The following is a 15,755-nucleotide window of genomic DNA, read 5'->3' on the forward strand; positions in this document are numbered from 1 at the left end:
CACGATACATACTATAAATATTGGAGAGGCAAAGGCGACATGATATACTAAAAACATGTTTTCTTTAGGGAAAAAAGAAATTATGGGACTTGCCGTTGATATTGGAACATCGTCCATTACCGCGGTCGTGTTTACTGCGCCGAATTGTCTTCCGACATCAAAGCCCTGCATAAAAAATGTATATCGTGCGTCCCTTGATATGCCCCGAAAACCGCGAGCAGAAACATTGGAGCGCCAGATCACAACGCAATTACGGGACCTTCTTAAAACAATTCGGGCATCTTTGAAAAAAAATCCTGACTTTGCGTACGTTGGTCTTTCCGCTCCCTTTTATATTTCCCGTCTTATAACACTCACATCAACGCGACCCAAGGCGTCGGCTCCTATTACAAAAGAAGAGATTCTCACTCTTATTAAAAAAGGGGAGAAATCCTTCACAGAGGAATACATATCCCCAAAAGAAAACCTTAAATTACATTTGTTCGGAAGTACCCTTTTAAAAACAATAATCAATGGCTATCGAATACCCGAAATAGTCGGTGCCACGGGAAAAACCCTTACATTATTTGTACGATACGAAACGACGGCAAAAAAATATATTAATGAACTATATGATCTTTTTGCGCCTCTTGTTTCGGAGAAAAAATTACATATAACATCTCTTCCTACCGCATGTTTTTATGCCATAGGATCCGCTATTCCTTTCAAGGAAGGATTGGTGCATGTGGATATCGGGGGTGAAATATCTGAAATATCAATCATTTACGATGACGTTCTTGAAAAAATTATTACAATTCCTCTTGGAAATGCTTCATTAGCACGGAAAGTAAGCGAATATTTTAATGTTTCATTCAAAGAAGGGGAGTCTCTTTTACGGCAATTTTCTAAAGAAGTTCTTGATTCCAAAAAAAGCGAAAACATAGCCGCTATAACTAATCATCATGTACGCGAATGGTGCGTGGCACTTTCCGCGGCCCTGACAACGTATGCAAAGGAAAATGATATTCCTTCAAATATCGTTCTTTCCGGCGGTGGCGCATTTTTAAAAGCGTATAGACAATCTTTTTCGTCTGAACTGTTACATAAAACGCATACATCTGAAACACCTCATATTACCATTGCCGATCCAAAACTTTTTCAAAATGAGTTCAGTGCAATGAGCACACTTACCGGTCCGCGTGATTTTGGCGTAACTTGTCTTGCGTTGCTTTGTTCACGAAATATTTTATAACATAGAGATATGATTAACAGATATGTTTATGGGTGATGTATTTAAAAACCATCCCGGGGAAGGCACATATCCGGAAGGAACACCTTCCGCCATTCCGCGCGATCCCTCTTCGGGGCGTTTTATTGTGGCCGATATTTTACCACCTCGCAAGCCGGACGTACGCCTTACCGCCATGCCGGAACAAATAAAAAAAAGGGCCGTAAAAAAACCCTCTGCTAAAAAATCATCTGCTAAAAAAGTCTCTGCGGAAACGCCTTCCGAAAAAAATCCCTTTTTATCTTCTACAAAAAAGGAATCTCTTGATATGTGGTTTCAGAAACGTAAAAAATCATTCGATGTTCCCGCACCGCCTCCTTCCGACCAAACTGTATTCCGACAGACACCTTCCTCATGGAAACGCGTACTTGGCATTGTTTTTATCCTTACTGCTCTTACCGGTGGTGGCATCTACGCATTTGGCCAAACATTTGCCAAAATGCACATAACACTGGGACTTAAATCAGAAACGCATGTCGTGCAAAAAGAAATCATTATCGCAACTGATGGCCGGGAAGGAAGCATCTCCGGTGAAGTAATAACCATATCTCATCCAAAACAAGAATCATTTCCCGCTACCGGACATGATACCGTTGAAACAAAAGCTCACGGCACCATAACGATTTATAATGCATTTAGTTCGCAAGAACAGGTTCTTGTGGCAAATACGCGCTTCGAAGCTCCCGATGGAAAAATTTATCGTATTCAAAAACCCATAACAGTTCCCGGAGCCGGTATTAAAGATGGAAAAATTGTTCCTAATTCCATCGATGTAACGGTATACGCCGATACAAGCGGGGAAGAATATAACAAAGATTCCGCCGATTTCACCATACCGGGATTTAAAGGATCTCCTCGCTTTGAAGGATTTTATGCTCGCACCAAAACATCTCTTACCGGCGGATTCATCGGGGAAACCAATATTATTACGGAAAAAGATCGGGATGCCGCCGAGGAGCTTTTAAAAAATATGGCGCGAGAAGAGGCGTATAACAACCTAAAAGAGGCTGTTCCTGAAGAGTTTATACTGCTTGATGACGCATATGAAATCCTTACCGAAGAAAACACATTCTCTCCCGAAGCCGGAGACCCGGCGGAACAGTTTACCGGATCAGTTGTCATGGAAGGACGAGCCCTTATTTTTCGAACGGAAGATCTTGGTGCCTATTTAGCAAATGCATTAGGTCTACCGTCCGATCGTGTTCATCTCGCCAACACCGACGATATTTCCTTATCGGTAGTGAGACGAAGTCTTGATGCCGGAACATTGGTATTGGAAGTTACAGGCCCCGTTCAATTTCTTTGGAATTTTTCGGAGGATGCTCTTGTAACTGATGTTCTTGGCGCGCCTTCGCCTGATGTATTGCATGATATTTTTGCAACCTACGCCGCTATCGATCATGCCGAAGTTCGCTTTTCGCCAAAGTGGGTTCGATTAATACCGCCGGACAGGAAAAATATTGTTCTAACAAAGGAAATTACGGATACACAGCTATAACACCTGTTTTCTCCCATAAATCCTTGACTTTGCATATCCTGTACGGTATGATTCTTCTACAAAGTATGCTTCTTAAAAACCCTGTATTTAGCTAAAAGGGGTACAAGATGGCTCTGGAGTTTGCTAAAAAACCACTTTTTAGGGAATTTCCTTAGGGAAATACTCTTAAAAAAGACATCCCTGTTTTTGAAGACATTCTCCATACCGCAGAAATGCGGGTTTTATATTTTTATGGCACATAATTCCGATAAGATCATAAAAGAGGGTTCTGTTACAGAAACCTTGCCAAATACAACGTTTCGCGTTACGTTAGACGATGGTGGGGAGATTCTTGCCCATCTGGGGGGTAAAATGAGACTTCATTATATTCGCGTTTTACTCGGCGATCGCGTGCGTATAGAAATGAGCCCCTATGATATGTCTAAAGGACGCATTGTGCATAGACTATAAATACACGCCATAGTCATATTATCACTCCTTAATGTGTTACATGAAAGTTCGAGCTTCGGTGAAAAAGATCTGTAATAAATGTAAAATAATCCGTCGCAAGGGACGGCTCTATGTTACGTGCACCGTTCCGAAGCATAAACAGCGTCAGGGATAGATTAATAACAGGTATGCAACTTGCAACATATAACACAAACAGGGTGTGTTATATGCCACAGGCTGTATATCCGGAATAATCTTTATTAATATTCAGTAAAAATTTAGAATGGCACGTATTTCAGGCATTGATATACCGGACAATAAGAAAATTGATATTGCTCTTACCTATGTGTATGGCATCGGTCGGCAATCCGCAAACGGTATTCTTTCATCTGCAAAAGTTGATCCCGCAAAAAGAACTTCCGACCTTTCTCCACAGGAATTATCCCGCATCCGCGAGATAATAGAGAAAAGCCATAAAGTGGAGGGGGATTTGCGGCGTGAAATTGCGGGAAATATAAAACGTCTCCGTGATATTAATTCTTATCGAGGCACGCGCCACTTACGCGGACTACCCTCCCATGGACAGCGCACCAAAACGAATTCCCGCACGCGTCGTGGAAATACGCGCAAAACAATGGGGAGCGGACGGCGGTCGGTAGATAAGAAATAGTATGAATGGCATAATTATAATTTTTTAATGTTCTGGCATGGGTAAGAAACGCATAATTAAAAAAGGAGATACAACTTCGTCAGAACATTTGACGATCGCCGCTTTGAAGAAAAAAATTAAGCGACGCATTTCCGCAGGGCACGTATATATTAATTCCACATACAATAACACCATCATCACATTCACTGATGAACACGGCGCTGTTATTTTTTGGGGAAGTGCCGGATCACTTGGATTTTCGGGTGCCAAGAAAAGCACTCCCTATGCCGCTTCTAAAGTTGCAACACTACTAACGGAACGCGCAAAAGCAATTGGTCTTGAAAATGTTAATATTTTTGTACGCGGTGTTGGTGCCGGACGTGAGTCTGCCATTCGATCAATCGCATCGGGAGGACTTGCCATTACATTTATAAAAGACATGACTCCCGTCCCCTTTAATGGTCCTCGAGCACGAAAAGTTCGCCACCCATAGCATAGTAAAAAGATTTGAAATATTAAAACTATGAAAGATCCAAAATGTAAAACATGTCGCCGTGCCGGAGAAAAACTCTTCCTAAAAGGGGAGCGTTGTTTTACTTCCAAATGTGCTATCGTACGAAAGCCCTACGCCCCCGGCATACAAGGCGGTAAGACAACGCGTCGCCGGAGAAATATTTCAGAATACGGCACACAATTGCGTGAAAAACAAAAAGTTCGTCATATGCATCACATAGACGAAACCCAGTTCGGCAACTATGTTCGGCATGCCATGACGATAAAAGGAGCTGATGCGGGTGAAAAACTTATGGAAACACTTACGCGGCGTCTTGATACCGTAGTGTTTATGTCGGGGTTTACCGTATCACGCAGTATTGCCCGTCAGCTTATCAGTCATGGTCATATTCGGATAAATGATAAAAAAGCCAGTATTTCATCCACCATTATAAAACCGGGTGATGTCATATCGCTCTCTTCCCGCATTAAAGAAAGCGCGTTTAAAGAAATAATCGAACAATCCATCAAGGACAGCAAACCGCCGTTATGGATAACGATGGATGCGGAAAAACTTCAAGCAACGGTAACAAAAATGCCTGATGCAGAACCTTCTTCGCACAACACGAAACTTATTATTGAGTACTATGCTCGTTAATATGGTTTATTCCAAAAAAAATTCATTATTGGGGTATAATGCATAGACATTTATGAAACACGATATTATTTTGCCATCAAAGCCAAAAACAATCTCGGAAGAGGGGAATGCCGGGATTTTTGAGATAGACGGCTTTTATCCGGGCTACGGCATCACGGTGGGTAATGTTATCCGCCGTATTCTTCTTTCCTCCTTGCCCGGCGCCGCTATTACTCAAGTAAAAATTGATGGCGTGCAACACGAATTTTCAACTATTGATGGCGTGCAAGAAGATGTTATAACCATTCTTCTTAACCTTAAAAAACTCCGGTTTATCATGCAGGGTGACGAATCTCAAACGGTTGAAGTATCTATAAAAGGGGTTAAAACACTCACCGGCAAAGATATAAAAACACCTTCAACTATTGAAATTATTAACCCCGATGCGCATATTATGACGGTAACTGATAAAAATACGTCCATTACGATGGAATTTACCGTGGAAAAAGGATTAGGATACGCCACGCGCGCCTCACTTCATAAAGATAAGGTTGATGTTGGCATGATGACATTGGATGCATTATTTAGCCCCATTCAAAAGGCAACGCACGAAGTCGAAGACATGCGTGTAGGAGATCGCACCGATTATAATCGTCTTCGTCTCCACATTGAAACTGACGGTACTATTACGCCCCGAGAAGCCCTCATGCGCGCTATAGCAATCGCTCTTGAGCAATTTACGGCACTTGCGGGAGCCATTAGCGACACACCCGTGGAAGAAAGCACACCGGCGGAACTTTCTCTGATAGCAGGGGAGTTAAGCACTATAGAAGATACCGACTCCGATGATGATGGCGTTGACGTAAATAAAGTAAAGATAGAAGACTTACACTTACCGTCACGTACCATCAATGCACTGCATGAAAACGGCATTCGCACCATCGGCGGCCTTCTTCGAAAAGATACCGAAACATTATCCGAAATTCCCGGCATTGGAGATAAGGCCATCCAGGAAATAAGACGCGCAATTGGAAGTATGGGACTAACGCTTAAATAATATGTCATACACCGTACAAGGGAAAAAACTGAAACGCAACCGAAATCAGCGACGCGCACTCTTAAAGAGTCTGGCGGCTAATTTAATAACGCATAAAAAAATAAAAACAACGCTTTCCAAGGCGAAGAATGTACGTCCCTTTGTAGAACGGCTAATTTCTATTGCTCGAAAAGATACCGTAGCTTCACGAAGATATGTAGCACGATATCTGCCAAAAGAGGTCGTAAAGACTCTAACGGAACTGGTACCGGAATATAAGGAACGCCCCGGCGGCTACACGCGCATCACAAAAGCGGGGCTTCGCAAGCATGATGCCAGTAAAATAGCCTTTATTGAATTTGTAAAATAGGTACGTTTACTATGAATACGGTAACAAAAAAAGTACATACAATTGATGCATCGGGCAAGGTGCTTGGGCGTGTGGCGACAGAGGCCGCTCACTTTTTACGCGGAAAAGCGAGTCCTTCATTTCGCCCCCACGAAAAACCGGAAGATTGCGTTGTAATAGTAAATGCTAAAAAAATAACATTAAGCGGCAATAAAGAAGAGGTAAAAACATATAAACGATACTCCGGCTATCCAAGTGGTCTTAATTATACCCCTTACAAAAAAGCATTTGATCGTGATCCGGGATGGGTTATCAAAAAAGCTATTATGGGCATGCTTCCCAAAAATAAACTGCGAAAACACATGATTAGTAATTTAACTATCCACAATGGCAACAGCAACTAAAAAACAATCTTCCACGGAACCATACACGGAAGGCATAGGAAGACGGAAAACATCTGTTGCCCGGGTGCGTATCTACGAAAGGGGAACCGGTATTACGGTAAATGATAAAGATTATCATGATTATTTTCCCGGAGCATCTCTGCATCATATTGTAGAGGAAGCATTGAAAAAAACAGACTTACATCAGCAGAAGAAGGTTTCCGTGCACGTCTCCGGTGGCGGACTTTACGCCCAAGCGGAAGCCATACGTCATGGCTTGGCACGGGCATTGGTATTACTGCATGAAGATTTAAAAAAACCCTTGCGTGACCTTGGATTTCTTACACGTGATTCCCGTATGAAAGAACGAAAGAAATTCGGCCTTCGCAGTGCTCGCCGTGCCCCACAATGGAGTAAACGATAAATCACATAGGAACAAAAGTGGGTATTAAATCGGGAAAATAAACCTTTTTATGTATAAAAATTAGCAATCTTGACAAGAGAGTGCTAATTTTTTTATACTGGCACTATGGACACGCTCACCGATAAGGAACAATCTGTATTGGAAGCGATTGTGCGTGCGTATATAGCGGAGGCGTCTCCCATAGCATCCTCTCATATTCAAAGCCATGTAAGTTCCGCTACCATCCGCATAATCATGAATACTCTCGAACAAAAAGAGTATCTGCGCCAACCACACACATCAGCGGGGCGCATACCAACCGGAAAGGCGTATCGCTTTTTTGTGGATAATTGTATTCAAAAACATTTTGTGCCGGAATCACTTAAACGGCGTCTTAGGAACATACGTCAGTGGCACACTCTTCTTCAGACAATTTCAGAAGCGACGCAACTCCTAACCATCGCAACATATGGAGATCCTCCCACCATCCTTTATTTCGGTATGGGGGGAGTATTGGAAGCTCCCGAATTTAATGATCCATATTTAACCCGTAAATTAGGCTACCTCATGGATTCCTTTTTATACAATCGTACCGCATACCAAACATATACATCCAATCGTACCGCATATCCCTTGGTCTTTATCGAAGAAGAAAATCCATTACCGGAAGCTCAATTTGCAAGTATTGTCTCCCGATCGGTTAACAATGGCACCATTCTCACCATCGGACCCACGCGTATGAATTATGAAGCCACCGTTGCTATTTTACGAGCACTATAATAATTTTTTATGAAAAAAAATACTCCCGGGGAAGAGGTTCCCAAAAAACGATCCTCCTCAAAGGATTGTGAGAATTATAAAAAAATGGCTGATGAATATCTTGCCGGATGGAAACGATGTCAGGCGGATGCCGCAAATGCAAAAAAAGATGATGATCGCAAAAGGACCGAATATATCCTTTTCGCCGAAGAAGGCATTATCCGCGAACTGCTTCCTATTGTTGATATATTTGACCGCGCATTTGCCGGACAAGATATTCAAAATCCTTATGTACAGGGATTTCGCCACATTCATACGGGACTCATGCATCTTCTTACGACGCACGGTGTGACGCCCATTGAAGCTGAAGGACTGCCCCTGGACGTCTCTCGTCATGAAGCGATAGAATCCGTTCCGGTGAATGACGAACAAAAGGATAACATTATCACGGAAGAGCTTTCAAAAGGATACATGCTTCGGGATAAAGTTATTCAGGCAAGTAAGGTAAAGGTGGGTATTTATAAAAAATCTTCTTAAATACACATATTTCATTTCGTTATACACGACATATCATGATACACTTATAACATAACATTATATTACCATGGCAAAAATACTCGGCATCGACCTCGGCACCACAAATTCCGCTATGGCGGTTGTAGAAGCCGGTCAACCCAAAATTATAGAAAATAAAGAAGGAAATCGCACCATGCCCTCTATGGTTGCTGTTTCCAAAACAAACGAGCGCTTAGTAGGCCTTTTAGCAAAACGTCAGGCGGTTACGAATCCTAAAAATACCATTTTTTCTGCAAAGCGTCTCATTGGACGTACGTATTCGGATGAAGAAATAGTACGTGATAAAAAACTTCTCCCGTATGCCATACAAGAATCAAAAAATAATGGCATTGAAATTACCATGGGCGAAAAACAATACCGTCCGGAAGAGATTTCCGCCATGGTCCTGCAAAAATTAAAACAGGATGCTGAAGAGCAACTGGGAGAAAAAATAACCGAGGCAATTATCACCGTACCCGCATATTTTGATGACGCCCAGCGTCAAGCCACCAAGCATGCCGGAGAAATTGCCGGCCTGGACGTAAAGCGTATCATAAACGAACCGACGGCGGCCGCTTTAGCATATGGGTTTGAGAAAAAGAAGGACGAACAAATTGCTGTATATGATTTTGGCGGCGGTACATTCGACGTATCGGTACTGGAAGTTTCAAACGATACCATAGAAGTACGTTCCACCGGCGGAGACACGCACTTGGGCGGAGACGATTTCGATCAGCGCATTATGGACTGGCTCGTAAACGAGTTTAAAAAGGTATCCGGCATCGATATAGGGAACGATCATCTTGCACTCCAACGCCTAAAGGAAGCGGCTGAAAAGGCAAAGCATGAACTTTCCACAACCATGGAAACAGAGGTTAATATTCCGTTCATCACGTCCGGCGCCGAAGGTCCCCAACACTTGCTTATAAAGCTCTCACGCGCAAAACTGGAGTCCCTTGTGGAAGATCTCATAAAAAAATCTATTGAAACCACAAAACAGGTTGTTACTGATTCCAAGTTTGCCCTCTCTGACATTGATGAGGTCATTCTTGTCGGTGGACAGACACGTATGCCTGCCATTATAAAAGCGGTAAAAGAACTATTCGGGAAAGAACCGAATAAATCCATCAATCCCGATGAAGTAGTTGCTTTGGGAGCTGCCATCCAGGGAGGTATTATGCAGGGAGATGTAAAGGACGTTCTTCTTCTTGACGTAACACCGCTTTCATTCGGGATTGAAACATTAGGCGGCGTATTTACGCGCCTTATCGAAAAAAATACGACAGTCCCGACATCGCATAGTCAGGTATTTTCAACTGCGGCGGACAATCAGACATCCGTTGAAGTACACGTACTTCAGGGAGAGCGTGAACTTGCGAAGGACAATAAAACACTCGGTCATTTTATGCTTGATGGCATTCCGCCGGCATCACGCGGCATGCCGCAAATAGAAGTATCATTTGATATTGATGCAAATGGTATTCTAAACGTAAAAGCAAAAGATAAAACGAGCGGCAAAGAACAATCTATCCGCATTGAGGCATCATCGGGTCTTTCAACCGAAGAAATCGAACGCATGAAACGTGATGCCGAAACACACGCCGAAGAAGATAAAAAAATCAAAGAATTAATCGAAGAAAAAAATACGGCGGACACACTTATCCATACCGCAGAAAAAGCGCTTGCCGACGGAGGAGAAAAAGTACCGGCGGATATCAAAACAGACGTCGAGTCCCGCATCGCCGATCTTAAAAAAGCAAAAGATGGAAATGATAAACCCGCAATAGAAACTGCCGCAAAAGCATTATCTGCGGCAATGCAAAAAATAGGAGAACATCTCTCGTCACAACAAACAAATACGGAACAATCACAGACAACGAAACCCTCACCGGAAGAACCCGTACAAGATGCCGATTATAAAGATGTATCAAACGAAGAAAAGAAAGAATAAATGTCCTCACCGCATACAAAATCACTCGGTACCGGCATACTCGCTGTTATGTTCTCGGTACCGTTCTGGTTCTTCTACAAACAAGGTATCGATTTCGGGTCTCTCGACGGCACGCCGACACTTTACGCGCTGGGGTTTCTTATACTCTATTTTGTAAGTATAAGCATTCTTTTTCTATTCAATGATTACTGGCGCGTATTTATGGGGACCATCCTATTCAGCACTGTTCCATTTTTCTTTTTCTTCGGCACAACCGCGCTTACCGGAGGATCAGCGTTTATATTTTTTCTGGGGTCCATGCATGCTCTTACGCGCGTACAGCAAGAACGGCGCAATCGCCTTACATTCAAGGTGCCTATTCTCCTTCACCAGGGACTTCCGCTATTCCTTACACTCTTTGCGTTTATTCTCGCAACGGCATATTTTATCGAGACAAAAAATGCCCCCTCGGAAATTACGTTCAAAGATATCATTCCGAAAAAAACATTTACGCGTCTTTTACGCACAACACAGCCTTATATTGGTGAAAATATTCTCCCCGGATTCAATCAAAACCTTATGGTGGACGAATATATTATGGAAAATCTTAAATCGTCAGGTATTAATATCTCGGCACTTACCGACGATGAATCCCAATCTCTTCTCATTGAAGCGCGCAGACAACTTATAAGTCGTGTGGGTCTTCCGGAAAATTCACCTCCATTATCGGGACAGGAAACATTAGGAGACACTCTTTATATTATCATCACGGAAAAAAGCACTGCATTGTTTGAGCCATACCGTCAATTTCTTCCTCTTGCATTTGCCATAGGATTTTTTCTTTTCCTTAGAACCATCGCTCTTCCTTTTGGTTGGTTAGTGTCCTTCATCGCCCTCCTTATCGTAACGTTCTTTAAGTCGCACGCCATTATTGCACATGAGGATGTTCAGGCGACAAAAGAGATCGTTCGTTGGAGCTGATAATATAACTTTGTTGCCGATAAAACAGGTAATTCCTCTGCTTGATGTGTCGCACGATGTGTTGTATAATCATTCTGTCCTGCAATTATATTGCTTACACGCTCTATATTATATTCAACCATGAAAGATTATTATGATGTCCTTGGTATCGCCCGTAACGCTTCTGCGGAAGATATAAAAAAGGCATACCGAAAACTTGCCCACCAACATCACCCCGATAAAAGCGGCGGCGATGATGTTCGTTTTAAGGAAATTAACGAAGCATACCAGGTACTGGGAGACGAGCAAAAACGCGCCCAATATGACCGCTTTGGAAATGCTGGTTTTAACCCTTCAGGTGGAGGCGGCTGGGACGGCGGAAACGCTTACGCAAATGGATTTGAAGGTGTCGATTTGGGAGATATTTTCGGAGATATTTTTGGCTTTAACACAGGAAAAACACGAACTCCACGCGGACGAGATATATCAATAGACATTGAACTTTCCTTTAAGGAAGCGGTATTTGGTACCGAACGTTCCGTCTTGCTTCAAAAAATATCCGCATGTTCCGTATGTTCCGGTGGAGGAAATGAACCGGGAACACCTCTTAAGACATGCTCCAGCTGTAATGGCTCCGGGCAAGTTCACGAAACACGCCGATCCGTATTCGGCACGTTTACAACAAAACGTGCTTGTACAGCATGTCATGGATCGGGGCAAGTGCCGGAAAAAATATGCAAAGAATGCCGAGGAGAAGGCATAAAACAGGGGTCGGAAGAGGTAACAATTTCTATTCCTTCCGGTATTGATAACGGAGAGATGATAAAACTCGTAGGCAAAGGGGAGGCCGTACAAAAAGGTATTGCGGGAGATTTGTATGTAAAAATTCACATAGCTCCTCATAAGAAATTCTCCCGAACAGGAAACGACATAACCTTATCCCTTGATGTCCCATTTACCGATGTAGCACTGGGAACAACGGAAACAATCGAAACACTAGACGGCACCGTGCAAGTCCAGATACCGGCCGGAACCGATTCCGGAACCGTCCTTCGCATTCGAGGAAAAGGCGTTCCTCGAGCAAGAAGTAGTAGGGGAGATCTTCTTATTAAGGTAATTGCAAAAACACCCAAAAAGCTTTCCCGTAAAGCAAAAAACCTCCTCGAAGAACTGAAAGAAGAAGGACTATAATATTAAAAAACTGATTATATCCAAGAATATAATCAGTTTTTTAGTGGAATAACTTTTACTGCATGTTTTGAACTATGTCCGCCCGGGAGGGCTCGAACCTCCGACCGTCGGCTTAAAAGGCCGCTGCTCTACCAACTGAGCTACAGGCGGACGTAGTTCAAAACTATATATTATTGTAAAAAACCATTAAAAACAAATGTTTTTACTTTTAACTCCGTACAACCAGACTAGGGATGGACAGTAAAACGCATTACATCGCACTGCCTAATCTCCCAACCGCTTGCGGGTTATAAGCATTCCGACGAGTGGCACGGAAAGCCATATAAGAAATGCCATATCAGTTCTAAATAGCGTATGTGTAAGGGGGGAGATATATATTCCGTATTCGGATGGTACCAAACGTACCACGAAACTAACGAAAAGTCCAACACCAAATACCCCCAAAATAAGAGCATGCCACCATTCTTCCCCGATACGCCTCTGTCCTTTAAAGAGGGAACGTAATAACAGAAGCGAAACCAAAAATAAAAAAGTAATAAAAACACCAACAGAAACACCAAACCTTATACGTACATCCTCAAACACGGGAAAAAACGCCATACCGATAATATAAGGATGAATAAGGATAGAAATATAAAGTCCTAAAAGAGATGCCAAAAGACGTAGTCGCCCGATAAGAATACCGTAAAAAAAACCTGCCGTAATCAAGAAAAAAACAATCAGAACATCCCATGAGGGGATCCGATTTTGCACCAATGAAAGAAACTCGCCAATACGCGAAACCATATCCCCATGCTACACGGCATAGAAGGTAAACATCAAGCATTCTTATCCCCAATTACGCCTATGTTCGTAATTCCTCAAAAAGCCTACAATAAACACACATAGTTCTATAAAGAATTCCCATAGTTTATGCTTTATAATTCATATCTAAACTTAACCTTTTTTGCATTATCTGTAAGTGCTCTTACGTTGTTATTTGCTTTTCAGGCTTCCGCTTCGGTGATAATCCGCCCCATCCACAACCAAGGCCTCGTCGGCTATTGGTCCATGGACGAAGGGGGAGGACTTACCGCGTATGATCGAAGCGGCAACCTCAACCACGGTACGCTCACCAATATGGATGCGGATACCGATTGGACAGACGGCCAACTCGGCGGCGCGCTGGACTTTGACGGGAGTAATGATTATATAACGGCACCGGATTCAGGAGTATATTCAGGATTAAGAGCTATTACCGTATCACATTGGGTCAATTGGGAAAGTTTTGGTGGTGGTAGTAATCATAAATTTACTGTCGGAAAAAGCAACTGGTCTTCTCAAAGAGAATGGCGAATAAGGGTGGAGGATGGGACAAACCTTGTATGGCATATCAGTAATGATGGAAATGATCCGGATACTGCAGAAATACGGTATGCGGTATCTAATCTTACATTACGCAAATGGCACCATATCGTAGGAACATATGATACCGATAATAATAATCTTTTAGAGCTTTACGTGGATGGGAATTTGGTAAGTACGGCGACAGGAGAGACAGGGCCAATACTTAATGGCACAGCGGGTATAGGTATAGGTAGCAGTTCTGATGATGGAGCCGGAAGTGAAATCGATAATCACGACGGGCTCATAGACGAAGTTCGCATCTATAATCGGGCGCTTACGCCCATAGAAATCCGGCGGCTGTACCAAATGACAGGACCGAAGATAGCAACACCCGCCCTCTCCGATGGCCTCGTCGGCTATTGGAACTTTGACGAAGGGGGAGGACTTACCGCGTATGATCGAAGCGGCAACCTCAACCACGGTACGCTCACCAATATGGATGCGGATACTGATTGGACAGACGGCCAACTCGGCGGCGCGCTAGACTTTGACGGGAGTAACGATTATGTGGAGGTTGGAGATACAAATGTTCTTGATATATCCTCGTCTTTTTCTATTTCGGTGTGGATACTGAAAGGATCAAACACGGGTTATGACATGATTCTTATGAAAACACCAGACCAGAATAATGCAAATTATTACATTACAACAACTAGTGATGAAATAGCCATGGGTTTTACCGATGTACCAGCCAATTGGAACGAGTGTGCGACATCTGCTACTAATATTGTTACCTCCGCATGGTATCACTTGGTAGGTGTTTTTGATGATGATGGTAATACACAAACAATATATGTAAACAGTCTATCTCAAGCTGTGACGGGAACATGTGCACCTGCTGTGTCTCCACAAACAAATGCGGGTAGTATTTATGTCGGAGAATCACAATTGAGCGGCGGAGGTGAATGGTTCGATGGTATTATAGACGATGTCCGAATATACAACCGAGCCCTTACTCCTACCGAGGTTCGACGGCTGTATAATATGGGACGATAATCATTATCCCCACCTACCACATATTCTCACATCTCCATAAAAAAGACACTGTACCTATGCCAAATTCTAAACTCAAAATTTTCTATTCCTGTGTATTTACAATACTTATCTTTCTTGCCGCAGGCACTGCTTCTGCTCAAGATATTACATCCGGCCTCGTTGGTCACTGGACATTCGACGAAGGATCGGGAACGGTAGCAGGAGATTCAAGCGGGTTGGGCAACACCGGAACACTTACGAATGGTCCTGTATGGGGGGTAGGGAAGGTAGGGGGTGCGCTAAGTTTTGATGGATCAAACGATTATATAGATGCAGGGTCAAATGCAATACTTGATGATATGTCAGTTTTTTCGTTTTCTGCATGGATTAATCCTGGAACGGGAGCCTACGGTCCGCAAGGAACTATCGTGCAAAAAGGACATGGTGATATTCAACTTACGTATGAAGGCTGGATTTTGGCGTTTTACCCTAATGCACCTACCCAGCTTACATTTCGTGCTGTTCATCAAACAAATCACTTACTCATACAAGCCCCACCAAATGTGTTCACTATGAACGAATGGCAACACGTGGTAGTAACGTGGGATGGCTCGCCCAATGCTTCAGGTGTAAAAATTTTTCGTAATGGCGTAGAAGTTTCTTACTCTACTCAACAAAATGGTTCCGGACCTAAAGTATCGGATGTTGCGCGAAATTTTCTGATAGGGATAAACTCATATGTGAATACGCCATTCAAAGGATCTCTCGACGACGTCCGTATCTATAACAGGGCTCTTTCCTCTACTGATATCCAAGCTCTCTATGCCTTAGGATCCGGTCCTCCGCCGTCAGATAC

General features: G+C 43.0%; 18 protein-coding genes, 1 tRNA gene and 1 pseudogene. 18 read left to right on the top strand and 2 right to left on the bottom strand.

Translation table 11 applies throughout. The features are described 5' to 3' along the window. Window positions 1–55: 55 nt before the first annotated feature. From COU90_03420 to dnaJ, 16 genes and pseudogenes are all read left to right on the top strand, one after another. Entirely contained in the window at window positions 56–1,231 is a 1,176-nt protein-coding gene (locus COU90_03420; protein ID PJE64467.1) for a hypothetical protein, read from the top strand. A gap of 22 nt (window positions 1,232–1,253) precedes the next feature. Next, window positions 1,254–2,765 (top strand): hypothetical protein, encoded by a 1,512-nt coding sequence (locus COU90_03425; GenBank protein PJE64468.1) that lies wholly within the window; start codon window positions 1,254–1,256, stop codon window positions 2,763–2,765. A 231-nt stretch (window positions 2,766–2,996) separates the two neighbouring features. Next, window positions 2,997–3,215, top strand: a complete 219-nt coding sequence (locus COU90_03430) for a translation initiation factor IF-1 (protein ID PJE64469.1) — start codon at window positions 2,997–2,999, stop codon at window positions 3,213–3,215. Between the two features lie 40 nt (window positions 3,216–3,255). After that, the gene (gene rpmJ / locus COU90_03435) at window positions 3,256–3,369 is read left to right on the top strand and encodes a 50S ribosomal protein L36 (GenBank protein ID PJE64470.1); all 114 of its coding nucleotides are present in this window, start codon (window positions 3,256–3,258) and stop codon (window positions 3,367–3,369) included. Window positions 3,370–3,477: 108 nt separating this feature from the next. Beyond that, window positions 3,478–3,864 carry a 30S ribosomal protein S13 gene (locus COU90_03440; GenBank protein ID PJE64471.1) on the top strand — a complete coding sequence of 129 codons (387 nt, stop codon included), beginning with the start codon at window positions 3,478–3,480 and terminating at the stop codon, window positions 3,862–3,864. Between the two features lie 88 nt (window positions 3,865–3,952). Beyond that, window positions 3,953–4,336, top strand: coding sequence for a 30S ribosomal protein S11 (locus COU90_03445; GenBank protein PJE64489.1), 384 nt, complete (start codon window positions 3,953–3,955; stop codon window positions 4,334–4,336). Window positions 4,337–4,366: 30 nt separating this feature from the next. Next, the gene (locus tag COU90_03450; protein ID PJE64472.1) at window positions 4,367–4,993 is read left to right on the top strand and encodes a 30S ribosomal protein S4; all 627 of its coding nucleotides are present in this window, start codon (window positions 4,367–4,369) and stop codon (window positions 4,991–4,993) included. 52 nt (window positions 4,994–5,045) lie between these two features. Beyond that, complete coding sequence (locus tag COU90_03455) at window positions 5,046–6,029, top strand: DNA-directed RNA polymerase subunit alpha (GenBank protein PJE64473.1); 984 nt, start codon at window positions 5,046–5,048, stop codon at window positions 6,027–6,029. 1 nt (window position 6,030) lies between these two features. Continuing rightward, window positions 6,031–6,378 (top strand): 50S ribosomal protein L17, encoded by a 348-nt coding sequence (locus tag COU90_03460; protein PJE64474.1) that lies wholly within the window; start codon window positions 6,031–6,033, stop codon window positions 6,376–6,378. A gap of 11 nt (window positions 6,379–6,389) precedes the next feature. Next, entirely contained in the window at window positions 6,390–6,761 is a 372-nt protein-coding gene (locus COU90_03465) for a 50S ribosomal protein L13 (GenBank protein PJE64475.1), read from the top strand. After that, window positions 6,745–7,164, top strand: a complete 420-nt coding sequence (locus COU90_03470) for a 30S ribosomal protein S9 (protein ID PJE64476.1) — start codon at window positions 6,745–6,747, stop codon at window positions 7,162–7,164. The genes COU90_03465 and COU90_03470 overlap by 17 nt, the downstream gene beginning before the upstream one ends. A gap of 207 nt (window positions 7,165–7,371) precedes the next feature. Then, a pseudogene (locus tag COU90_03475) lies at window positions 7,372–7,491 on the top strand (heat-inducible transcriptional repressor HrcA). Between the two features lie 441 nt (window positions 7,492–7,932). Then, the gene (grpE, locus tag COU90_03480) at window positions 7,933–8,439 is read left to right on the top strand and encodes a nucleotide exchange factor GrpE (protein PJE64477.1); all 507 of its coding nucleotides are present in this window, start codon (window positions 7,933–7,935) and stop codon (window positions 8,437–8,439) included. 67 nt (window positions 8,440–8,506) lie between these two features. Continuing rightward, window positions 8,507–10,408 (top strand): molecular chaperone DnaK, encoded by a 1,902-nt coding sequence (locus COU90_03485; protein PJE64478.1) that lies wholly within the window; start codon window positions 8,507–8,509, stop codon window positions 10,406–10,408. Next, entirely contained in the window at window positions 10,409–11,368 is a 960-nt protein-coding gene (locus tag COU90_03490; GenBank protein PJE64479.1) for a hypothetical protein, read from the top strand. A gap of 120 nt (window positions 11,369–11,488) precedes the next feature. Continuing rightward, complete coding sequence (gene dnaJ / locus COU90_03495) at window positions 11,489–12,538, top strand: molecular chaperone DnaJ (GenBank protein PJE64480.1); 1,050 nt, start codon at window positions 11,489–11,491, stop codon at window positions 12,536–12,538. 77 nt (window positions 12,539–12,615) lie between these two features. Here the strand turns inward: dnaJ and COU90_03500 are convergent. Beyond that, window positions 12,616–12,688: transfer RNA gene (locus COU90_03500), tRNA-Lys, on the bottom strand. A gap of 114 nt (window positions 12,689–12,802) precedes the next feature. Then, window positions 12,803–13,324: a hypothetical protein gene (locus tag COU90_03505; protein PJE64481.1), complete on the bottom strand. Its 522-nt coding sequence runs from the start codon at window positions 13,322–13,324 to the stop codon at window positions 12,803–12,805. A gap of 126 nt (window positions 13,325–13,450) precedes the next feature. Between COU90_03505 and COU90_03510 the strand changes: the two genes are divergently transcribed. Then, window positions 13,451–14,920 carry a hypothetical protein gene (locus COU90_03510; protein PJE64482.1) on the top strand — a complete coding sequence of 490 codons (1,470 nt, stop codon included), beginning with the start codon at window positions 13,451–13,453 and terminating at the stop codon, window positions 14,918–14,920. Between the two features lie 56 nt (window positions 14,921–14,976). Beyond that, window positions 14,977–15,755: hypothetical protein (locus tag COU90_03515; protein ID PJE64483.1), on the top strand; the 779-nt coding region annotated here is incomplete at its 3' end.

It is taken from the genome of Candidatus Ryanbacteria bacterium CG10_big_fil_rev_8_21_14_0_10_43_42 (assembly GCA_002793915.1).
In the GTDB taxonomy this organism is placed as follows: domain Bacteria; phylum Patescibacteriota; class Minisyncoccia; order Ryanbacterales; family 2-02-FULL-48-12; genus 1-14-0-10-43-42.